The following is a 21,588-nucleotide window of genomic DNA, read 5'->3' on the forward strand; positions in this document are numbered from 1 at the left end:
TTGCTGATCGCGATCGCCGCCATCTTCGTCCTCGCCTATGCGGCGATCGCGCTCGAGCACCCGCTTCGCGTCAACAAGAGCGCTACGGCGCTGCTCGGCGCGGGGCTGCTGTGGACCATCTACGCGGTCGCAACCGGCGACCACGCGCTGGTCGGCCGCCAGCTCGACGAGTCCGTCGGCTCCACCGCGCAGATCGTCTTCTTCTTGATCTGCGCCATGACTATCGTCGAGGTGATCGACGCTCATGACGGCTTCGAGGTCATCACCTCTCTGATCCGCACCACGAGCCAGGTCACGCTGATCTGGCTGATCGGCTTCGTGACGTTCTTCCTCAGCGCGATTCTGGATAATCTGACGACCACGATCGTCATGATCTCGCTGATCCAGAAGCTGATCGCCCGCCGCGACGACCGTCTGCTGTTCGCCTCCCTCATCGTCATTGCCGCCAATGCCGGCGGCGCCTGGACCGTGATCGGCGACGTCACCACGACCATGTTGTGGATCGGCGGGCAGATCTCGCCGGTCAAGATCATGAGCGCGGTGTTCCTGCCCTCGCTGCTCAATCTGCTGGTGCCGCTCGTCTTCATCAGCTTCTCGCTCAGGGGCAAGAGCATCGCATCGCCGCCGAAAGATAACGGACTGCTCGCCGTCGGCCGGTTCGAGCGCAACCTGATGTTCTATCTCGGCCTCGGCACACTGATCGCGGTGCCGGCGTTCAAGGCGGTCACGCATCTGGCGCCCTTCATGGGCATCCTGTTTGGACTCGGCGTGCTCTGGCTGGTCGGCGAAATCGTGCATCGCCACAAGGAGGAACACGTGCGCACGCCTCTTACGCTGGTGCACGCGCTGACTCGGATCGATATGAGCTCGGTCGTGTTCTTCGTCGGCATCCTGCTCGCGGTCGCCTGCCTCGAGCATGCCGGCCTGCTGTCGATGCTTGCGCGCTGGCTGGACACCGCGATCGGCCGCGAGGACGTGATCGTCGTCTTGCTCGGCCTGCTCAGCGCCGTCATCGACAACGTGCCGCTGGTCGCCGCGACCATGGGCATGTACGACCTCGCGCATTATCCCCCCGACAGCTTCATCTGGGAGTTCATCGCCTATTGCGCCGGCACCGGCGGCTCGATCCTGATCATCGGCTCCGCCGCAGGCGTTGCCGCCATGGGACTCGAGAAGATCGAGTTCTTCTGGTACGCCCGCCGCATCGCAGGCCCCGCACTCGTGGGCTATCTGACGGGAGCGATGGTCTACATCGCGCAGTACGCGGCGCTGCATTGAGCGGCACCGGCGGGATCCAAATTAACGCCGGGTTAACGTAATTCTTTAGCTCCTTAAGTCAGCTCTTAAGGATTTCTTGCCAGAGATAGACAATGCAGAAAGCCCGCGTCCGCCGCGGGCAGGAATCCGTGTTGCTTGATGAGTAACCCCGCTGAAAAGCCTGAGGTCGTGCAGCTTCCGGCCGAGCCGGTGAGCGTGCCATCGGCGAGCAGCCGAAGGGCTGCGGCGCAGCGGGTGCGCGAGGCGCGCGACAAGTTAACGTCGACCAGTGGAACCCGGCCGGCGTTCGACGCCGAGATGCTGCGGCAATACGCCCAGACCCGGCTGTCTGCCTCCTATGTCGTGATGCTGCTGGTGGTGGCGACCGGCGTACTGTTCGGGCTGTGGATGCAACCGATCCCGGCCGCGGCCTGGACCGCCGGCATGCTCTGCATCCATAGCGCCATGATCCGCAGTTGCCGGCGCTTCCTGACCGAGCCGGCCTCTCCGGCCGCGACGCGCGCATGGCGGACGCGCTTCGTCGTGCTCGACCTGCTCTATGGTCTGTGCTGGATGGCGATCCTGATCCATCCCGTGCTCGACATGGTCACGGAAACGCTGATGATGTTCCTGATGCTGCTGGTGATCGCAGTATCGAGCATGCTCGCGGCCAATCTGCCGATCGCAGCCCTTGCCGCCACGGCGCCGGTCGCGGTGGCGATGGCGCTGAGCTTCGTCACGACCGGCTCGCTGGACAATTACATCCTGGCAGCGCTGGCCCTCGCCGCCGAAGGCTATTTCGTCCTGCTGGCGCATCGCCTGCACTCCTCCACCTTCGCCACGCTGGAAGCGCGCGCGGAAAAGGACGCGCTGATCGGCGAGCTGGAGCAGGCCAAGGCAATCTCGGACGAAGCGCGCCATCGCGCCGAAGCCGCCAACGTCGCCAAGTCGCGCTTCCTTGCGCAGATGAGCCACGAGCTGCGTACACCCCTGAATGCCATTCTCGGCTTCTCCGAGGTGATGAAGAGCGAGATTTTCGGCGCGCATGGCGTGGCGGTCTACAAGGAATATTCCGCCGACATCCATAATTCCGGGGTGCACCTGCTCAACCTCATCAACGAGATCCTCGATCTGTCGCGGATCGAAGCCGGCCGCTACGAGCTCAACGAGGAAGCGGTGTCCCTGGTCGGCATCGTCGCCGACTGCCATCATCTGATGAAGCTGCGCGCCTCGAGCCGCGGCATCACCATCCACGAAGTGTTCGAGCAGGCCATGCCGAGGCTCTGGGCCGACGAGCGCGCGATCCGCCAGGTCGTGCTCAACCTGCTCTCCAACTCGATCAAGTTCACCCCGCAAGGCGGCGAGATCTGGCTCAAGGCCGGCTGGACCGCCTCCGGCGGACAATATCTCTCGGTGAGGGATTCCGGTTCCGGCATCCCTGAGGACGAGATCCCGGTCGTGCTCGCCTCGTTCGGCCAGGGTTCCAATTCGATCAAGTCGGCCGAACAGGGCGCCGGCCTCGGCCTGCCGATCGCCAAGAACCTGATTGACCTGCACGGCGGCACGTTCACGCTGAAATCGAAGCTGCGCATCGGCACCGAGGTGATCGTCACGTTCCCGCCGGAGCGCGTGATGAGTGCGCTGGCGCCGCTCTCGGACGATTCTCCGCCGCTCCAGCCGGAGAGCTCCGTTGTGCCGGACGAGAAGCGCCGGCCGCGCCACAAGCCGATCATGAGTGCTGGCACAGGCTCTTAACGAGATGCTTGCAGACATGCCCGACCATCCCTCACTATGTCCGTATGAGCAAAGAAACGCCGTGCGTCGCCGTCTGCATGATGGATCCCAAGACCAAGCTGTGCTTCGGCTGCGGCCGCACCTTGCCCGAGATCGCGCGCTGGCACGCCATGGAAAGCGCAGACCGGCTCGCGATCATGGCCCTCTTGCCGGAGCGCATGACGGAAGCTGGACTGGTGCCGGTCGCGGGATCTCCAAAACACATCTGATCCGCCTGCGTGCCCTTGGAGGCGCGCGATGATCCGCTTCCTGCTCGTCCTGATCATGCTCGCCGGCACGGCGGGTGCCGTCGTCGCCTATGGTGATCCCGACCAGATCGCGCGCGCCAGCCACAAGGTCTCGCACATTTTTCGCGCACAAGCCGCCTCCCCGGCCCCAGCCGTGCAGATCCCGCGCGGCCAGGGCGGCGAATTCACACTGCGTGCGAAGATCAACGGCGTCACTGCACCGATGGTGATCGATACCGGAGCGACTTCGGTGGTGCTGACGTGGGAAACCGCAAAGGCGATCGGGCTGCCGCTCGAGATGCTTGAATATGACGTCGACCTCGAGACAGCGGGCGGCCACACCAAGGCGGCCCGGCTCACGCTCGACCGTCTCTCCGTCGGCAAGCTGGTCGAGAAGTCGGTGCCGGCCCTCGTCGTGCAGCGCGGCCAGATGAAGACCAATCTGCTCGGTATGAGCTTCCTCGACCGCCTGGAAAGCTGGGGCGTGCGCGCCGACACGTTGATGCTGACCGGCTATCCGGAGCTGCAGGGCAACCACCGTCGCGCGCGTGCGGCGGTCGACTAGCTGAGTTACGCCGCCTCCGCCGGCGCGCGGACACCAACACGCATGATCGCTTCGCGCAGCACGTCGAGACCTGCACCCGGCTTCACACCCTGCTCGGCCAGATGGCGGCGGAAGGCGCGCGCCCCGGGCACCGCGTGGAAGGCGCCGACGAAATGTCGCGTGATGGCGTGCAGCCGGGTGCCGTGCGCGAGTTGCTCCTCGATGTAGGGCATCATCGCCTCGAGCGCGTCCTGCATGGTCGCGTGCGGCGCCGGCCTGCCGAAGATCTCCGCATCGACCGCGAGCAGCCGCCACGGCTCCTGATAGGCGGCGCGGCCGAGCATCACGCCGTCGACATGGGCGAGATGCGCCTTTGCCTCGTCGATGCTCCGGACGCCGCCGTTGATGATGACGGGCACATCGGGCATCGCGCGCTTGAGCCGGTAGACGCGATCATAGTCGAGCGGCGGGATATCGCGGTTCTCCTTCGGCGACAGGCCGTTGAGCCAGGCCTTGCGGGCGTGCACGATCAACGCATCGCAGCCTGCGGCGACCACCGCACGCGCCAGCGCATCGAGCGCGACCTCCGGATCCTGATCGTCGATGCCGATGCGACACTTCACCGTGACGGGAACGGCGACCACGCGCTTCATGGCGTCAACGCACCTCGCCACCAGCTCCGGCTCAGCCATGAGGCAGGCGCCGAAACGGCCATCCTTCACACGATCCGACGGGCAGCCGACATTGAGATTGATCTCGTCATAACCGAAGTCCTCGCCGATACGTGCCGCCAGCGCGAGCTCGCGCGGATCCGATCCGCCGAGCTGAAGCGCCACGGGGTGCTCGACCGCGTCGAACCCAAGCAGCCGCTCCCGGTCGCCATGAATGATCGCGCCGGTCGTCAGCATCTCCGTATAGAGCAATCCCCGCCGCGTCAGGTGACGGTGGAACACCCGGCAGTGCCGGTCAGTCCAATCCATCATGGGGGCCGTAGAAAATCTGCGATCTAAGCGGTTCATTTTACTGATATATTTCGCCTCAAGTCGGCCCTATCTGCAATTGGACCGATTGAGAAATCCAATTTGACGAGGCTTCTGCCACCGGGCTCTTCTAGGGTCATATATGCCTGAATTGGAAGCGGAAATCACATATTCGGATTTTCAGTGCACACGTCACGGACCAAGGTACGCACAGGTTCGGAATGGCCAGGTCCGGTCGGTTCGCTTCTCCTACGAAGAAACGCCGATCGGGCCAAGCCATCTCCATGACCGCGCTCTTGCTCTCCCGGCGTCGCCTGTCGGCCGCGACTTCCGTAGTGACAGCCTGTCTCCAGCACGGAGTGCCAACGCTCCGCAGAATGGCGGCGACATTGCTCCTCATCAACTCGCTTGGCAGCTCATGGATTCCGAACAACAGTTCGATTTCCAGCTTCCAGGGCCACATCTGGAGCCATGTGACCGACAAGTTCGTCTGTGTCGCCGCCCACGGCAAGGTCAGCCCCTTGATCGCCAAGCGCGGGGAGCAGACCGGCGACGCCTACCAGTTCACACTGCACCTCAAGGCGGGCGCGACCGAACTGGCGCGGGCCGTTCCTTTGGGTCCGCAGACGCCGCCCCCGCGCACGAAATCTGCCGAGCACCGCGGTTCCCCGCAAAAAGTCGTTCGCAAACGTGCTAACACTTATCTTGCGACCGAAGTCTCCGAAGGCTAGCAAACCGTATTTTTTATCGGGGCCAAGGTGACGATCGAGACGCCGCGGCCGTTAGGCGCGAAACGGGCGAGACGTCCACAAACTGGCGCGAGCCGTCCGCGCTCGTTGCGCCGGCTTGTTCACGCTACATGTCCGTTCTGGAATAGCATCCCAGTGGGAATGCCGCGGATTCTGCATGCATGATCCACCTCAGCATCAGTATCGACCTTCAAGAATCGCGGCTCGGGTTCGAATTCGGCAGCGACCCGCTCGTGGATCGGATTGGCGAGATTGGACTCTCGCTTCAATCTGCCGCGGCAGGCTGCCGCGCTCGACTGAACAGATCAATCATTGCGCGGTTGAAAGCCGGGATGTCGTCAGGCTTTCGGCTGGTCACCAGACCTTGATCGGTCACCGCATCCTCATCCACCCACTGCGCGCCGGCGTTTCGAAGGTCGATCTCGAGTGATGGCCAGGACGTCATGCGCCGGCCGCGCGCTGCATCGGCATTGATGATGGTCCATGGACCGTGACAGATCGACGCCACGGGTTTGCCCGCATCGAAGAAGCTTTTCACGAACGCGACCGCCTTGGGCTGCATCCGCAAGGAATCAGGATTGATGACGCCGCCGGGCAGTAGCAATGCGTCGAAATCCGCACTTGCATGGTCGAGGTGCACGTCGACGGACAGCTCATCGCCCCAATCGGTGAAGTTCCAGCCGCGAACGCGACCTGTCTTCGGCGAAACGAGGCTGGTCTTGGCGCCAGCGTCGTCAAGCGCCTTCCGCGGCCTGACCAGTTCGACATACTCAAACCCGTCGGTGGCAAGAATAGCGATCTTGTGGCTTTGAAGTGGTCCGGCCATGGTTCGTCTCCTTGTCTAAGCGACGTCAAGCGGAAGCTCGCGCATGTACGCGTTCACCAGTCCCGACCGACGACGCGAGCTTTGTGGTGTTGTGTGGATCGATCACATACTTCTTGGCCGATCCGTCATGGAAGCTCTGATAAGCTTCCACCACTCTCTCGAGCGGTATGACTTCGGTGTTCAGAAGTCTCGTGAGATAGGGCAGCCGATCCCAAAGAATGGCCATCATCAACTCGCGATTGTAATGCATGACCGGGCACTGACCTGCGGTGAAGGATGGCGATTTGACCCAAGCCGCGGGAAAACCCAAAGCCATGAAGCCCTTCTTGTTGAGTTCGTTCGGTGCACCTGGATCGAGATTGGTATAGACGCCGGGAATGCCCATGGCGCCCGCGGGCTTGATCACCTCCATCAAAGTGTTGAGGACAGCCTCCTCCTCGTTCTTTCCGCTGCCGTCGGGCCCATAACCGTGGCACTCCAGTCCGACACAATCTACGGCCGCGTCCACCCAGCGCGAGCCGTTGCCGAGGAGTTTCTCGATCTGATCCGGAATGGGCGTGGCGCTTGAGGGATCAACGACCTCGTAACCGGCATTCTTGACGAGATCGCGCCGCGCTTTGTTGTGGTCGCCGACGATAATACAGGAGGCTCCGAGCAAGTGTGCGCTCGCCGCTGCGCAACGCCCGACCGGGCCGGCGCCGGCAATGTAGACGGTTGAACCGGTCCCGACGCGTGCCTCGACACAGCCGTGATATCCTGTGGGCAGGATGTCCGATAGCAGAGTGAGATCCCTGATCTTCTCGATCGCCTGCTCCTTGTCAGGAAATTTCAAGAGCTGGAAGTCCGCCCAAGGCACCATCATGTATTCGGCTTGGCCGCCCTGCCATCCGCCCAGATTGAAGCCGTACGCTCCGCAAAATCCGAGTTCCTCGTTGGCGTTGAGACAAACATCGGTATGGCGTTCCTTGCAGTTCCGGCATGTGCCACAGGCAACGTTGAAAGGCACAGAGACGATATCGCCAACCTTGATGCGCTCCACATGCGAGCCTACCTCGACCACTTCGCCCGTATTCTCATGACCTAATTGCATTCCTGAGGGTGCAGCGAAGCGGCCATGATAGATGTGCAAGTCGCTGCCGCAGATATTCGTTGTGATCAGTTTTAGAATGACAGCATGTTCGATCTTCTTCCCTTTGGGATCCGCGAGCTTCGGATATCCTCTGTCCTGGACCTCTAGTTTGTAAGGCCCCATAAAGGTGACTGCACGGTTGGTTGCGGCCATGGCTCGCTCCTCAGATGATCCCCTTAAGAGCAGTGGCGCTACTCTTTCGTTCACGAAGATGAGCGCCCCAGAGGAACGGCGCCTTGGCAAACGTCAATCCTGCGCGCTGTTCGTTTGGCCCCATAGTGCCAACGTGGCTCTTTCCTCTAGGCTGCTTCTTCCTGTCGGCAATCGCTTGCGCGTATCAGCCAATACACCACACCCAGCGCGAGGATAACGGTCGCAAGTGCCAGCGTGTGAACGGCATCCGTTTCGTTCAGATCCAGAATGATGATCTTTCGGCAGACGGCAAGCAGCGCGATCAACACCACGGAGCGGATCTGCACCACTGCCTCTCGACGTTCGGCCACCACCAACAGGGACTTCTTGAACTCCAACGCAATGATCACGGTAAAGATCATGCCGAAAACCGCCTGGAACACCTCGAAATCAGACGGATCCAGACTGCCTGCCAGCACCAGCCCGAACAATATCTTCAGGCTCAGTGTCCAGACCGCCGCGACCACCACGATCGCGATCAGGAACGTCAGGAAGAGCACCACAGCGCGCTCAAACCACTGATAAAGCGAAGCCAACCTGACCTCGCTCTTCGTCTCCTGGAATTCATCCATAATCGACATGACGCCCTCTTCTTTGGCCTGACGCGCGTTGTCAGCGGTCAGCCGAATTCTCACGGGACCATATAGGCGAGGATATTCTTCTGCCTTGACTGCTGTCAGCAATGTCCGTCGCACGCGGCGCCGCGCTCTTCAATTTTACTGCGATCCAATTGAGAACTATCAATGCACCGCCCCTTGGCGTTTGCGATGATCCAAAGAGCGATGTGTCCCACCATCGCTGCCCTTCCCGGGCGTCCTCCCTTGACTTGGACCGTCAGCACACAACTGCGCGGTCCTTTCTTTTTCCACGCGAATGAGAGATCAGGCTTCGCCGGCGAGGACCCGCGAATGCTTGTGGTCAAAGATAGAAACCCTTCCAATAGTCCACGGCACGTGTTGCAAGAACTCGCTCGCCTCTATGAAGGGTGCCCCGGGTCCAAATTGTAGAGCGGCGTCTTCTTGGCGCGTTGCGGCGTCATCTTGGCGGGATCTGGCGCTCCGGGAACGCCGCGCGGCCCCAACAGGTCGCGTTGCATGTCATCTTCGGACTTCTCGGGTTCAACCCCGTTCATGGGACGCTCTTTTGGCACGCTCTTCTCCTTGCCTCGGCACAAAGTGCTCGGCGCTCCCGGTTCATCATGCTGCTCGCGAAGCGCCGATTCTGCGATTTAGGGGGACTACCTAAGGCCTCCGCCTTTCGATTATTTCGCAGCGAGCAAGCTTGATAGCTGTCAAGGCATGTCGCGGCGTCAGGTCGCTACTATGTCCGGACCCTGGAACCGATGGCTATTCTTGGAGCTAGACATGACCAGCACGACCGTCAACAGCAACGCTGACTTTAACATCGACTCTGCCTCCACGATGCTTGCCAAGAATTGGTGGCTGTTCCTCCTGCGGGGCATCTTCGGAATCATCTTCGGGCTGCTCGCTTTTCTCTTCCCAGGGCCCACCATGCTATCGCTGGTGTTGTTGTTCTCGGCCTACATGTTGGTCGACGGCGTAGCGGGAATCATTTCCGCCGTTCGTGCGATGCGACGGAAGGATGAATGGGGACTGTTGATATTTGAAGGCCTCCTGAATATCGCGGTCGGCGTTGCTGCCTTTATCTGGCCTGGCCTGACGGTACTTGCCTTTGTCTTTATGGTCGCCGCCTGGGCGATTATCTCAGGCGCGCTGATGATGGCTGCCGGCTTTCGCCTCAAGCTTGATCATGGCCGCTGGTGGATGGTTCTGGGCGGGCTGTTGTCGCTCGTTTATGGCGCGCTGCTGGTCGCCATGCCGCTGATTGGGGCGGTGGTGCTTACGTGGTGGATGGGAGCTTATGCGATGGTCTTTGGTATCGCGCTGGTCGTTCTGTCCTTCAAGTTGCGCGCCCGACAGAACGACCAGACTCGCTCCTCCGCCGTACCGGCGTGAGCGACGGGCCGACGTCCGTCATACGGGATCGTATCGCCGCAGATTGGGCCATGCGTGGACGTAACCAGGCATAGCGTGCCGCCGCAAAGGCGGCATTGCACTGAAAAGGCGGCATCGCACTGAAAGTAAAAAAGCTATGGTCACCGCAGCATTGTTTGTTCGTATCGAGGCACAGCCCGGCAGTGAAGCCGCCGTCGAGAAGTTCCTGAAGAGCGCGCTGCCGATTGTTGAAGGCGAGCCGGCAACCATTTCTTGGTTCGGGCTACGGCTCGGACCGTCAACCTTCGGTATCTTCGATGCCTTTCCGAACGACGCCGGACGCAACGCCCACCTTGCCGGCAATGTGGCAGCTGCGTTCATGTCAGATGAGACCGCCGCGCTGCTGACGGGGCCAGCGACGCTCGAAAGGATCGACGTACTCGCCGCCAAGCTTCCCAGTAACGGAGGTGGATGATACCGGTCCAACGGTCCACGCCGACGTTGCTGATTTTTCCAGCTCTTCGCGATGGGTGCATTCTGCCAATGTCACGGAGGCGGCGAACGCCCACTCTTGCGAGTTCGCGTGGGGTTCTTGCCCGCGCCCTGACGCCCGGCCCGGCTTACCTTTTCGGCACCATGCGTCCGATGACCTCCGCGGTTGCCGCCATGTTTCCCGGTTTTCTTTCCGGGCTGCGCAGTGGCGCGTGCTTTGACCATTTGTCAGCTCTTGGCGCTGGAATTCTCGTTTTGCTTGTCACTTTTCGTGACGGGGCCCTTGCTAGCCTTGTTGCCACCACCCCACTCTTGAGCCTTCCGGCTTTGATCACCGCCCTGTTTCTGCGGTGCATTACCCTTGGTGTTGGGGCTGGCGCTTTCGCCTTTGTTTCTGGATCGATTGTCGTTCTCAGTCATGTTCGCTCCTTTAGCTTCAAATGCGGGAAGGCGAAGCCCGTTCCTCTGAACTAGCGTTCAAAGGGCTCAATGACGCTCCTGATGAAGAGCGAACCCACGAGATCGCTGTTCGACGGGCGCTGAGCTCGGCGCAGTGAAGTGGTCGGCCAAGCGCCGAGAGCTGCCGCGCGCGTCGCTAGGACTGCCGGTGCCGGGCGCTCGCCATACAAATCCAGCGAACTGTCCGATTACAGAGAGCCGACCCCAGGGAACAAAAAAAGGGAACACCTCCCGCCGTACACGATTGGACGTTCGGAGAGCGTCATGACGAATGTTGACACGATTCCGGGCGGGCAAGAAGCCCCAAGCCAAAAGCAGATTTCCAATTCAAGAACGCCTCACGAGGCGCCTCAGAGAGCAGACGGGGACGTCGAATCAGAAGAAGATCGTGGCCGGCAGGCGACCTCGCCGTCGAAAATCCCCGCGAAGGGATGGAAGGACATCCTGTTCCGTGTCCTTTCCAACATCACTAAACACCGTGTCCTCACCCTCGCAGCAGGTATGACCTACTACAGCATACTTGCCGTTTTTCCGGCGATTGCCGCGTTGGTTGCAATCTACGGACTCTTCTCCGATCCCATGAGCATCGGCAAACACCTCGATCAGCTTGGCGGCTTCCTCCCTGGCGGGGCACTGGATATCGTGAAAGAGCAACTGACCCGTGTGGCGTCGAAGGGCTCCAACACGCTCGGCATCACCTTCCTGATCGGGCTGGCAACATCTCTTTGGAGCGCCAATGCCGCCATGAAGTCGCTTTTCGACACGTTGAACATCATTTACGGTGAAGACGAGAAGCGCGGGTTCTTCAAGCTGAATGCCGTTTCCCTGGGTTTTACGGTCGCCGGGATCGTGTTCATGATGGCGGCCTTAGGCTGCATCGTCGCTGTCCCAGTGATGCTCAAATACGTCGGTTTGTCCAACACCGGCGACCTTCTGCTGCGCATCGGGCGCTGGCCGACGATGTTCCTGTTGCTCTCGCTCGCCCTCGCCCTGATCTACCGCTATGGCCCCAGCCGAGAGGCGGACCAATGGCGCTGGGTGACGTGGGGCAGCGCTATCGCGGCACTGCTTTGGCTCGCAGTGTCCGGCTTATTCTCCTGGTATGCAGCGAGCTTCGGTAAGTTCAACGAGACGTACGGTTCGCTTGGGGCCGTCATCGGCTTTATGACTTGGCTGTGGATCTCGGCCATCGTCATCCTCCTTGGCGCCGAGATCGATGCGGAGATGGAGCATCAGACCGCCCGCGACACAACCACGGGGCCGCCAACCAAGATCGGCGCGCGCGGGGCACGGGTCGCCGACACCGTTGGCGCGTCACGAGGTCATTGAAGGGTGGTGTTGCTCGGCTGCGCCATGCCGGGAGCTGCATTCACGACGATGCTGCCAAGCAAGGTCGGACGATCAGTTTAAGAAGCGCCACGTTGGATTGCGTCGAACCCTACATCCGTCAGTTCCACTGTGCGAGCATCGGGAACGCTGACGTATCCATGCTGCCTCAACTCGGAAACCGCCACCGCAACGCTGGGATCCGTCCCGAAATGTGCATCGAGAGTTGCCATTGTCATGCGGGCGCCGGGCTTCCGGTGTGTGTCACGAAAAAATGCGAGGATCTCGCATGCCGTTTCGCTGAGGGGCATTGGTGCCTCCATTGAATCCACTTTCTTCGGCTGATCGGACATGCAAGGCAGGGCCGACACCCAACGAAGAAAGATCTTGGTTCATCAGATCTCTGGCGCCAGTGTTCGAGAGCGCCGACTCGATCGATCTTGGTCTAGATCACAGAGACGTTGACCCAAAAGCGATACATAGGGTGTCCAGCGTTACCGGGCCACGAGGGCGCGGTAGTGGCGCAAGTAATCCCGTGCCATCCGCTCCGCCGTGAAGCGCTCTTCGAAGCGCGCGCGGACGCGCCCTCGATCGATTTGTCCAAGCCGCGTCACAGCCTCAATTGCTTCGTCCTCGTTTTGGACGATGAAGCCTGTCACGCCGTCCTCGATAATCTCGGGCACCGAACCGGATTGGTAGGCAATGACCGGCGTTCCGCAGGCCATCGCCTCAATCATCACCAATCCGAACGGCTCGGGCCACCTGATTGGGAACAGCAAAGCAGCAGCTCCTGCAAGGAACGGCTGTTTCGAATCGTCATCCACCTCGCCGACGAGCTGGATTTGTTTGCCGTCAATCCGAGGCTCTATCTTCTCTCTGAAGTACCCACTTTCGGCGCGTGGGATCTTGGCGGCGACCCGAAGCGGCATCTTAGCGGCGAGCGCGATGCGGATAGCATCTTCAGGGCCTTTTTCGGCGGTCAAGCGCCCGAGAAACGCCAGGTACGATCCGGTAGCAAATGAGGCGCGGAACTGGTCGATGGGCAGACCGTGATAAACCGTTCCACACCAGTTTGCGCTGGCGAGCGGGATGCGCTGATTATCAGAGATGGATACAAGCCAAGCTTCTGGAAACTTGCTGGTCACGGCCGGCAATCCCGGGAGATCCAGCCGACCGTGCATCGTCGTGATGAATGGCACTCCTGCTCGCTTGAGGATGGGGAGATGTAGCCAGTCAATGTGAGCGTGAATCACGTCGAACTGGTTAGCGCAATCGGACACTGCTTCCAGTTGGGCAGCCAAAGCCGCATTCGGGTCTGAGCGTGGTCGCCCAAGGCGAAGGGCTTTGGGCCAGACCGGAAAAAGTGTGGCGCGGGTCCTGGAATCTCCGCTCGCAAAGAGGGTGACGTCCTGCCCGTGTTCGACGAGTGCATCGACGAGCCATGCGACCACTCTTTCTGTTCCACCATAGAGCTTTGGCGGGACGCTTTCGGCCAGCGGAGCAATCTGAGCTATCTTCATCAATAACTCCCAACGGCGCTTGCGGGCCCGCGGCAGGCCGGCGAGCTTCGGTGACAATCCGGCTGAAGGTCGCTGCTATCAGCCGGGTATGCTCATTGGACGATCCGAAACCAACGATATCCGTAGCCGTCGAGCTCGATCATCGAGTCCTCGCCGGGCTCCGACGCGTACACGCGATTGCCGAAAAGATCGGTCAGTTTCTGCCCGACCGAGAAGCCATCGACTTGCGCTCGGCACTCAGCTTGCGACAAATTGTGCAATATCAGCACCGATTGACCTTCCCACGCGAATCTCTGAACCAGAATGGAGGGGACATTTGCTTGCAGCAAACTTAGATCGCCCCACCCGATTTCCGAGCAAGCCTTTCGTAGTTCGACCAGACGCCGCAGCCAGTTAAAGAGAGAATCCGGGTCGCGCTGCTGAGCGGCAGCGTTGACCTTGGACGGGGCGTACTCGGCCTCTTGGATCATGTCGTAACGCAATCGAGCCGCAGGCTGAGAGAAACCACCCGTTTCGTCATCGGCCCATTGCATGCAAGTCCGTACCGGCCATCGCTCCGGAAGCGCGAGATCGTCGCCCATTCCCAGCTCATCTCCGTAGTAGATGACCGGTGTGCCAGGGAGACTGAAGAGCAGGCTGTAGGCGAGTTCGATCCGCCGGCGGTCATTGCCAAGGATGCACGCCAGACGGCGACGAATTCCGCGTCCGTAAAGTTGCATTCTGCGGGATGGCGCAAAGGCCGCATAGACTTCCTCACGCTCTTCAGGTTTCAAGCGCCCCAGGTCAAGCTCGTCGTGATTGCGCAAGAACTGGGCCCACTGAGCGAACGGTGGCAACCGAGGAAGTGCGGCCAGACACCACTGCAGCGGTTCGGCAGTTTCGCGCGCAAGCGCAAGAAACAGGTGCTGATTCAAAAGGAACGCGAATAGAAGGTGTATGCGCGATCCACTGCCGAAGTAATGATCGAGTTCCGAAGGAGCAACATTTGCTTCTGCCAGCAAGACAGCATCACCTTTGCGCCATGACAAGAAGTCACGAAGTTCTCCAAAAAACTCGTATCGGCGCGTTGGCGGACGGTCCGCGCGTATCTCCTCCACAACGAAGGGGGCGGCGTCGATACGAAATCCCGACACGCCAAGTTCAAGCCAAAAGCCAACGATTTTGAAGATCTCCTCGCGAACGGCGGAAGATGCAATGTTCAGGTCGGGCTGGTGCTGGTAGAAGCGATGATAATACCAGGCTCGGGCGCAAAGGTCGTAAGTCCATACACTCAGTTGCACCCCCGGAAATACCACGCCCTCCGTGCTGTCTTCCGGTTCCGTGTCTGACCAGACATAGTACTCGCGAAATGGCGAATGAGGGTCAGCGCGCGCCTGCTGGAACCACGGGTGCTGCTCAGAGGTATGGTTGATTGGGAGATCGATGATCAATCTCATGCCGCGCAGGCGCGCTTGATGGCTGAATTCGACGAAGTCGCCGAGCGTTCCGAGTGCGGGCGCGACATTGTAGTAGTCCGTCACATCGTAACCATGATCCAGCCCTGGGCTTGGATAGAATGGAAGCAGCCACAGGCAATCCACTCCCAGCTGGGCTATATGATCGAGCTGCGACACCAATCCCTTGAAATCGCCGACACCATCTCCGTCACCATCTTTGTAGGTGGCCACATTCAAGCTGTAGATCGCGGCGTTCTTGTACCAGAGATCGAGCATCCGCAGCGCTACCTTGTCTACCTTGAACTTCGCAGGCGACCAGACGCGGCCGAAGCGAATTCCGTCGCACGGCTGCTACGTGACTGCTAGAGCGCAATTAGGCAGCGATATTGTCAGAACCAGCGTTCGGATACTTTCTACCGTTTTGGTGCTGCAGTGCATCGCGATCCACAATGCGGACTGTTCGAATCCCAATCAGAGCAATGACACCGCGCTGCTGCAGATCTGAAAACGCACGACACACGGTCTCCACGGACACGGCAAGGTACTCGGCGAGATCATACCGCGTGATAGGAAGCCGTATGTCTCCCTCCTGGTCCCCGTAGCGCTCCTCAAGCAGCAGCAGGAACGCACTCACCTTGTCTGCCGTCGTGACTCCACCGAGGACTACGAGCTGGTGTCGGGTACGTTCCAACGATTGAAAGGTAATCTCTCTCAGTTCCCTTGCGAACTGGCGATCGCGCTCACCGAGATTCTCAAGCCGCGCTCCGGAATAGCTCGCGAGCACGGTCTCTTCCGAAACCGCTTCAATTGCGTCTTCTCTCTGGCTGCTTCCGACAAAAAAGAAGTCGCCCACCAGCATCAGGTCCAGGATCTGCCGCCGTCCATCGGACCGGACCGTCGACCATCGGACTGAACCGGCAATCACGTAGTACCAATGTCCCGCGGTGCCGTCGTCTTCCGGAACCTGCTGGTCGCGGTTCAATTTGACAATTGCCGCCGACCCGTCGAGCCGCTTCAGCGCGTGCGACTGAGCGGCAAGCATCCTTCGATAATAGTCCGCTGGGTGGATTACTGGCTTCATTTCCCTGTCCTTCCCTCTTCAGCGCACTCTCGCGGGGAGCAACGATCCGCTCGCGGGCAATCAACTACCAGCTATACAACCGCGTAAACTTGGGAAATTTTCTTACGTAAAAACACGTAACGGCGCTTGAAACACATCACATGGAGACGTGAGGCGCGATCGACCATGAGACGGGTTGCACCAATGCCAACGACATTTCATCGCTCGGGCGTGGGGCACACAACACGTCTCTGTAGGGATAATTGCCCTCGATTTCTCACTGCACGGAGCTTTTGATCCAGGCGCAGGCTGCCGCAAATGGGTAGCCATGACGGTTGGGCAATCAAGGCATTCAGCCACGGCGTCGATTAAGCGATCTGCGAATTGACAATGGTCAGGGCCGCCCCGGTCCAAAGGGGGTACTCGCTAAGCCACTACCAATCACAGGAGCAAGACATGGAAGCAACCATCACCCGTACCCTTTCGAACTTCATCATCACGCCGAACCCGCCGAAGTGGAGGAAATATTCTGGCTTGGCGGCAGCTGCCGGAATATTGGCTGTCCTCAGCATCAATCCGGCTCTGCCGCAGGCTGGTGTAGCTCTCGTCAAGGTTGACTTGAGCGTCGTCGCTCAGGGCTATCGCATGAGCAAGGTGATCGGCAGCACCGTTATGAACGACAAGAATGAGAAGATCGGAAGCCTGGACGACGTGATTGCCGCAAAAGACAAGAAGCAACTCGACTTCGCGATTCTGCAGGTCGGCGGCTTTCTCGGCGTAGGCGGCCATCTGGTCGCAGTCCCGTTTAACAGCCTCGTCATCGATGACACCGGCAGCAAGGTCACTCTTCCAGGCGCATCCAAGGAAGAGCTCAAGAAGCTATCAGAATTCCACTACCGATCCTCTTGACGGTCGCATCCTATGTCGATGTCAGGACCAACCGACACGATCCTGGACCGTGGGCGTACCCGCGAAGTGACCGGTGTCTTTCACTCGCGACGTGCGCTCGATGATGCGGCCCAGGATCTTCTTCTGACGGGATTCGATCGCTCCGACATCGACGTCAGCGCATCTCCCGACGAGGTGCAACGACGGCTGAATTACGCCGTGATTCCTCCGGCCGATCTCGCCGACCTGCCGGCCACGCCGAGACAGCCCTTCTTTGGTGGCGACGACTTGCTTGGTGCTGAAGCCGTCGCCAGCAGCGTTCTCGGTTGCATCGCAGCGGCTGGATCCGCTCTGTTCCTAATGCTCAAGGGGTATGACCCTCTGGCGGTTGCGATGTGGTCAATTCTTATCGGGATCGTCACGGGCGCCGTCACCATCGTGCCCATATACCGACTGCTGCGCCGCCAGCAAGTCCGAGGCTTGGAGCCGGTCGCAGAATGGGATGGCCTCTTGATATGGGTTCGGGTTCGCGCACCTGAGAAGGAAGCTCAGGCCCAGGAGATTCTGATGCGGCATGGCGCGCAGGCCGTGCACGTTCATGAAATCGATCTGGAAAAGCTGCCGGGAGATCTGCCGCTGCACTCGCTTCGGCCGGACCCCTGGCTGGGTGACGAACGCCTCGGGCAACCGTAACGAGGCCGCGACAAATGCTGCGCCCGCGTCATTTCTCCCAGCCGCCCTCATACCGTCCACAAAGATCATTTTTCGCTATTTTCACCCCGTTCGACTGCACAAGCTCAAGCGAGAAACTCGGGACAGAAGTTGACGGTCGTCATGGCTCGCTTGCTCCTCACGCGTAAATTGCTCCGACCAGCGACGACCGAGCCGCGCCGATAATGCCATTCGCATATGCCAGGAGCCAGTCTTGAGGTCAGACACTGAGATCGAACGCGATGTCCGCGAAGAGCTGAAATGGGATCCAGACCTCGATGCCGACGACATTGCCGTCTCGGTCAAGGACGGTGTTGTGGAGCTCGCAGGCTTCACCCACAGCTACCCCGATCGGCTTGAGGCCGAATCCGCGGCGAAGCGGGTGGCGGGCGTTCGCGCCATAGCTAACGACATCGAGGTTCGGCTGCCATCAATCGATCAGCGTCCTGATCCTGATATCGCACGCGACGCGGTCGCTGCGCTCAAGTCAGAGCTTCCGATCTCTCACGAGAAGATCACGGCGATCGTCAGAGACGGCTGGATCACGCTCGAAGGCTCCGCCGAACGGCAAGATCAAAAAACCGTGGCTGAGAACGCGGTTCGCAAGGTCAAAGGCATCAAGGGCGTCCTCAACGTAATCATGGTCAAGCCGAGCGTCGAGCCCTCCGAGCTCAAGCAGAAGATTCAGGACGCGTTCAAGCGAAATGCCGAAGTCGACGCCAATCGGATCGAGGTCGAGGCGAACGGAAGCGAAGTGATTCTCAAGGGCACGGTCCGCTCCTGGATCGAACGCGAGGAGGCCGAGCGCGTCGCCTGGTCGGCGCCTGGTGTGAGCAGGGTCGACGATCGCATCGTCGTAAGTCCCTAGATTTGGTCGCATCTCAAACTCAGAAGGAGAAGTCAAATGAGGTTACGTTCACTCGTCCCATCTCGTGATGCAGGAATGCTGACGCGGCCCGACTTCGGCCTGTTCGGCCTGCATCGGGAAATCGACCGCCTGTTCAGCGAGTTTTCGCAGGGTTTGGGCCCCAACGGACAGCAGCTCGTGCCGAACATCGAAATCGCGGAAACAGACAAGGCGATCGAAGTCACCGCCGAAATGCCGGGGCTCGAGCGCAAGGACGTCGACATTTCCATCGAGGACGATACGCTCACCATTCGTGGCGAGAAGAAGGTGGAGCAGAGCACGGACGGCGGCAAGGACAAGAGCGACAAGAATGTCCAGCATAGCGAACGCAGCTACGGCGTGTTCCTTCGGGTACTGCAGCTGCCGCCGGGCATCGACCCGTCCTCCGTCCAGGCGACGATGGCCAACGGCGTCCTGAAGATCACGATTCCAAAGCCCGCAAAGCCCGAACCGAAGAAGATCGAGGTCAAGGAAGCTGCTTGACCATTGGCGCGGCGAGACGCCAGAGCCCGGTTCTCTCCTCACAGCGAAGGCTCGAAGCGTCTCGCCTCCCATCCCCGAACATCCACGACGGCGCAGCCGTCCGCCGCATTCGAATTGGAAGGAATCTGATCATGGCAAAAGCAATCGGCATCGATCTCGGAACCACCAACTCATGCGTGGCCGTAATGGAAGGCAGCAAAGCCAGGGTCATTGAGAACGCCGAAGGTGGGCGCACCACGCCGTCCATGGTCGCCTTCACGGACGATGGCGAAGTCCTGGTCGGGCAGCCGGCCAAGCGGCAAAGTATCACCAACCCCGAGAACACGATCTACGCCATCAAGCGCCTGATCGGCCGCCGTTACGACGACCCGATCACGGCGAAGGACAAGGCCATGGTGCCCTACCACATTGTGCCGGGCGACAATGGCGACGCCTGGGTCGACGTCCGGGGTAAGAAGCACAGTCCGAGCCAGATTAGCGCTTTCATCCTCACCAAGATGAAGGAAACCGCGGAAGCCACACTTGGCGGCACCGTCACCCAGGCCGTCATCACCGTGCCCGCCTATTTCAACGACGCGCAACGCCAGGCAACAAAAGACGCTGGCCGGATCGCCGGGCTGGAAGTCCTGCGCATCATCAATGAGCCGACTGCGGCCGCCCTGGCCTACGGCCTCGACAAGAAAGGCAGCGGCAAGATCGTGGTCTATGACCTCGGTGGCGGTACGTTCGATGTCTCGATCCTGGAGGTCGGCGACGGCGTGTTCGAGGTCAAATCAACCAATGGCGACACCTTTCTCGGTGGCGAGGATTTCGACAAGCGGATCATCGACTATCTGGCAGACGAGTTTCGCAAGGAAAACGGAATCGATCTCCGCAAAGATCGCCTCGCTTTGCAGCGGCTCAAGGATGCGGCCGAGAAGGCCAAGATTGAACTCTCCAGCGCCACCCAGACCGACGTCAATCTGCCCTTCATCACCGCAGATCAGGCCGGACCGAAACATCTCAATATCAAGCTGTCGCGCGCCAAGCTCGAAGCGCTCGTCGACGATCTGATCCAGCGCACCATCGATCCCTGCAAGGCGGCGTTGAAGGATGCGGGCCTGCAGCCATCGGACATCAACGAAGTCGTGCTGGTTGGCGGCCAGACCCGCATGCCAAAGGTTCAGGAGACCGTGCAGAAGCTGTTCGGACGCGAGCCTCACAAGGGCGTCAATCCCGATGAAGTCGTCGCAGTCGGCGCCGCGATCCAGGCCGGCGTTCTCCAAGGTGACGTCAAGGACGTCCTGCTCCTCGACGTGACACCCTTGTCATTGGGCCTCGAGACCCTCGGCGGCGTCATGACGAAGCTGATCGAGCGCAATACCACGATCCCGACCAAGAAGAGCCAGGTGTTCTCGACAGCGGAGGACAACCAAACCGCGGTCACGATCCGGGTCTTCCAGGGTGAGCGCGAGATGGCAGCGGATAACAAGCTGCTTGGACAGTTCGATCTGGTCGGGATCCCGCCGGCACCGCGCGGCGTGCCGCAGATCGAGGTGACCTTCGATATTGATGCCAACGGCATCGTCAACGTTTCGGCCAAGGACAAGGCAAGTGGCAAAGAGCAGAGTATCCGGATCCAGGCGTCCGGCGGCCTAACGGAGGCAGACATCCAGAGGATGGTCAGGGAGGCAGAAGCCCACGCCGACGAGGACAAGCGGCGCAAGGAACTCATCGAGGCTCGCAACCAGGCCGACGCGGTGATCTACAGCACCGAGAAGGCCCTGAAGGACTCCGAGGGGAAGATTCCAGCCGACATCAAGAGGGAGATCGAGCAGGCGATCGCCGAGGCAAAGCAACGGATGAGCGCGGAGGACGTGACAGCGATCCAGCAGGCAACCCAACGGTTGCAGCAATCGGCATCCAAGATCGGCGAAGCCTTGAACCGCGCAGCGTCCCAAGGCAGCGCTCCCGGCAGCGGACAGGCGGGATCGTCTGGTAGCGGCGAGGACGTCGTCGACGCGGAATTCGAAGAAGTCGACCCCGGCGACCGGAAGGCTTCTTGAAGCCCTTCAATCAGGGCGAACGCGACAGATGGAGCACGACATGGCTACCAACACCATGGATGATGAGCTCGGCGAGCTTCCCGCGGGTGAGCACAAGGATGGCGACCAGCCGCAGGAGACCACCGCCGAGCGTGACCGCCTGATGCGTGCACTTGCGGACGCTGAGAACACAAGGCGCATCGCCGAGCGTCGGGTCCAAGACGCCCGGCAATATGCGATCGCCGACTTTGCCCGCGAACTGCTACAGGTGGCGGATAATCTGCGGCGAGCCATCGGCGCCGGCTCGCCGGACCAGCGCGCCAAGGACGACGACGGCCTGCTGGGCGGCGTGGTCGCCACCGATCGTATCCTGTCACAGATCCTGAAACGCTTCGGTGTGGAAGAAATCGAGGCTCTGAATCGGCCATTCGACCCGATGAAGCACGAGGCAGTGATGGAAACCGATCGGTCCGATCAACCTCCCGGGAGCGTCGCGGACGTTTTGGAGAATGGCTACATGCTTCACGACCGTCTGTTGCGGCCGGCCAGGGTCGTTGTCGCCAAACCGCCTAGAACAGAATCGCCGTCACCGCCGCAACAATGAACGGCGGTCCGCCCGGTCGGGCCGA

At 60.4% G+C, this 21,588-nt stretch carries 22 protein-coding genes and 1 pseudogene; 14 read left to right on the top strand and 9 right to left on the bottom strand.

Annotation, left to right across the window (positions count from 1 at the left end):
- From nhaD to ACNJYD_RS23290, 4 genes are all read left to right on the top strand, one after another.
- Positions 1 to 1,278, top strand: coding sequence for a sodium:proton antiporter NhaD (gene nhaD, locus ACNJYD_RS23275; protein WP_439363426.1), 1,278 nt, complete (start codon positions 1 to 3; stop codon positions 1,276 to 1,278).
- Positions 1,279 to 1,416: 138 nt separating this feature from the next.
- Positions 1,417 to 3,012: a sensor histidine kinase gene (locus ACNJYD_RS23280; protein WP_260383241.1), complete on the top strand. Its 1,596-nt coding sequence runs from the start codon at positions 1,417 to 1,419 to the stop codon at positions 3,010 to 3,012.
- Between the two features lie 44 nt (positions 3,013 to 3,056).
- The gene (locus ACNJYD_RS23285; RefSeq protein WP_172788048.1) at positions 3,057 to 3,260 is read left to right on the top strand and encodes a DUF1289 domain-containing protein; all 204 of its coding nucleotides are present in this window, start codon (positions 3,057 to 3,059) and stop codon (positions 3,258 to 3,260) included.
- A gap of 28 nt (positions 3,261 to 3,288) precedes the next feature.
- Entirely contained in the window at positions 3,289 to 3,843 is a 555-nt protein-coding gene (locus tag ACNJYD_RS23290) for a TIGR02281 family clan AA aspartic protease (RefSeq protein ID WP_439363429.1), read from the top strand.
- Positions 3,844 to 3,848: 5 nt separating this feature from the next.
- Here ACNJYD_RS23290 and dusA read toward each other — a convergent pair whose 3' ends face one another.
- Positions 3,849 to 4,805, bottom strand: a complete 957-nt coding sequence (dusA, locus tag ACNJYD_RS23295; RefSeq protein ID WP_246708948.1) for a tRNA dihydrouridine(20/20a) synthase DusA — start codon at positions 4,803 to 4,805, stop codon at positions 3,849 to 3,851.
- A gap of 262 nt (positions 4,806 to 5,067) precedes the next feature.
- Here dusA and ACNJYD_RS23300 point away from each other — a divergent pair.
- Positions 5,068 to 5,395: pseudogene (locus ACNJYD_RS23300) on the top strand (ABC transporter substrate-binding protein); the annotation flags it as partial.
- Positions 5,396 to 5,816: 421 nt separating this feature from the next.
- Here the strand turns inward: ACNJYD_RS23300 and ACNJYD_RS23305 are convergent.
- The 4 genes from ACNJYD_RS23305 to ACNJYD_RS23320 all read right to left on the bottom strand — a co-directional run bounded on the left by ACNJYD_RS23305 (position 5,817) and on the right by ACNJYD_RS23320 (position 8,830).
- Entirely contained in the window at positions 5,817 to 6,377 is a 561-nt protein-coding gene (locus ACNJYD_RS23305) for a type 1 glutamine amidotransferase domain-containing protein (protein ID WP_212257330.1), read from the bottom strand.
- Between the two features lie 25 nt (positions 6,378 to 6,402).
- A complete protein-coding gene (locus ACNJYD_RS23310; RefSeq protein ID WP_439363431.1) occupies positions 6,403 to 7,659 on the bottom strand; it encodes a glutathione-independent formaldehyde dehydrogenase in 1,257 nt (418 codons plus the stop codon).
- Between the two features lie 146 nt (positions 7,660 to 7,805).
- Positions 7,806 to 8,279, bottom strand: coding sequence for a phosphate-starvation-inducible PsiE family protein (locus ACNJYD_RS23315; RefSeq protein ID WP_212257329.1), 474 nt, complete (start codon positions 8,277 to 8,279; stop codon positions 7,806 to 7,808).
- Between the two features lie 395 nt (positions 8,280 to 8,674).
- Positions 8,675 to 8,830, bottom strand: a complete 156-nt coding sequence (locus ACNJYD_RS23320; RefSeq protein WP_439363433.1) for a hypothetical protein — start codon at positions 8,828 to 8,830, stop codon at positions 8,675 to 8,677.
- Between the two features lie 232 nt (positions 8,831 to 9,062).
- Between ACNJYD_RS23320 and ACNJYD_RS23325 the strand changes: the two genes are divergently transcribed.
- Positions 9,063 to 9,674 carry an HdeD family acid-resistance protein gene (locus ACNJYD_RS23325; protein WP_212257328.1) on the top strand — a complete coding sequence of 204 codons (612 nt, stop codon included), beginning with the start codon at positions 9,063 to 9,065 and terminating at the stop codon, positions 9,672 to 9,674.
- A 136-nt stretch (positions 9,675 to 9,810) separates the two neighbouring features.
- A complete protein-coding gene (locus ACNJYD_RS23330) occupies positions 9,811 to 10,128 on the top strand; it encodes a putative quinol monooxygenase (RefSeq protein WP_212257327.1) in 318 nt (105 codons plus the stop codon).
- 245 nt (positions 10,129 to 10,373) lie between these two features.
- Here the strand turns inward: ACNJYD_RS23330 and ACNJYD_RS23335 are convergent, their stop codons facing one another.
- Positions 10,374 to 10,565: a hypothetical protein gene (locus ACNJYD_RS23335; protein WP_212257326.1), complete on the bottom strand. Its 192-nt coding sequence runs from the start codon at positions 10,563 to 10,565 to the stop codon at positions 10,374 to 10,376.
- 303 nt (positions 10,566 to 10,868) lie between these two features.
- Here ACNJYD_RS23335 and ACNJYD_RS23340 point away from each other — a divergent pair, with 303 nt between their 5' ends.
- Complete coding sequence (locus ACNJYD_RS23340; RefSeq protein WP_439363435.1) at positions 10,869 to 11,933, top strand: YihY/virulence factor BrkB family protein; 1,065 nt, start codon at positions 10,869 to 10,871, stop codon at positions 11,931 to 11,933.
- A 491-nt stretch (positions 11,934 to 12,424) separates the two neighbouring features.
- Here the strand turns inward: ACNJYD_RS23340 and ACNJYD_RS23345 are convergent, their stop codons facing one another.
- The 3 genes from ACNJYD_RS23345 to ACNJYD_RS23355 all read right to left on the bottom strand — a co-directional run bounded on the left by ACNJYD_RS23345 (position 12,425) and on the right by ACNJYD_RS23355 (position 15,967).
- The gene (locus ACNJYD_RS23345; protein WP_212257324.1) at positions 12,425 to 13,450 is read right to left on the bottom strand and encodes a glycosyltransferase family 4 protein; all 1,026 of its coding nucleotides are present in this window, start codon (positions 13,448 to 13,450) and stop codon (positions 12,425 to 12,427) included.
- A 92-nt stretch (positions 13,451 to 13,542) separates the two neighbouring features.
- Positions 13,543 to 15,162: an alpha-amylase family protein gene (locus ACNJYD_RS23350; RefSeq protein WP_212257323.1), complete on the bottom strand. Its 1,620-nt coding sequence runs from the start codon at positions 15,160 to 15,162 to the stop codon at positions 13,543 to 13,545.
- A 97-nt stretch (positions 15,163 to 15,259) separates the two neighbouring features.
- Complete coding sequence (locus ACNJYD_RS23355) at positions 15,260 to 15,967, bottom strand: helix-turn-helix domain-containing protein (protein ID WP_212257322.1); 708 nt, start codon at positions 15,965 to 15,967, stop codon at positions 15,260 to 15,262.
- 435 nt (positions 15,968 to 16,402) lie between these two features.
- On the opposite strand from ACNJYD_RS23355, the gene ACNJYD_RS23360 reads away from it, so the two are divergent.
- From ACNJYD_RS23360 to ACNJYD_RS23385, 6 genes are all read left to right on the top strand, one after another.
- Positions 16,403 to 16,855 carry a PRC-barrel domain-containing protein gene (locus tag ACNJYD_RS23360; RefSeq protein WP_212257321.1) on the top strand — a complete coding sequence of 151 codons (453 nt, stop codon included), beginning with the start codon at positions 16,403 to 16,405 and terminating at the stop codon, positions 16,853 to 16,855.
- An 18-nt stretch (positions 16,856 to 16,873) separates the two neighbouring features.
- Positions 16,874 to 17,527 carry a hypothetical protein gene (locus tag ACNJYD_RS23365; protein WP_212257320.1) on the top strand — a complete coding sequence of 218 codons (654 nt, stop codon included), beginning with the start codon at positions 16,874 to 16,876 and terminating at the stop codon, positions 17,525 to 17,527.
- Positions 17,528 to 17,759: 232 nt separating this feature from the next.
- Entirely contained in the window at positions 17,760 to 18,413 is a 654-nt protein-coding gene (locus ACNJYD_RS23370) for a BON domain-containing protein (RefSeq protein WP_212257319.1), read from the top strand.
- 75 nt (positions 18,414 to 18,488) lie between these two features.
- The gene (locus ACNJYD_RS23375; protein ID WP_212257318.1) at positions 18,489 to 18,935 is read left to right on the top strand and encodes an Hsp20/alpha crystallin family protein; all 447 of its coding nucleotides are present in this window, start codon (positions 18,489 to 18,491) and stop codon (positions 18,933 to 18,935) included.
- 131 nt (positions 18,936 to 19,066) lie between these two features.
- Positions 19,067 to 20,980 carry a molecular chaperone DnaK gene (dnaK, locus tag ACNJYD_RS23380; protein WP_212257317.1) on the top strand — a complete coding sequence of 638 codons (1,914 nt, stop codon included), beginning with the start codon at positions 19,067 to 19,069 and terminating at the stop codon, positions 20,978 to 20,980.
- A 40-nt stretch (positions 20,981 to 21,020) separates the two neighbouring features.
- Positions 21,021 to 21,563, top strand: coding sequence for a nucleotide exchange factor GrpE (locus tag ACNJYD_RS23385; protein WP_439363439.1), 543 nt, complete (start codon positions 21,021 to 21,023; stop codon positions 21,561 to 21,563).
- Positions 21,564 to 21,588: the final 25 nt, after the last annotated feature.

The sequence above is a fragment of the Bradyrhizobium sp. SPXBL-02 genome, from assembly GCF_051853065.1.
In the GTDB taxonomy this organism is placed as follows: domain Bacteria; phylum Pseudomonadota; class Alphaproteobacteria; order Rhizobiales; family Xanthobacteraceae; genus Bradyrhizobium.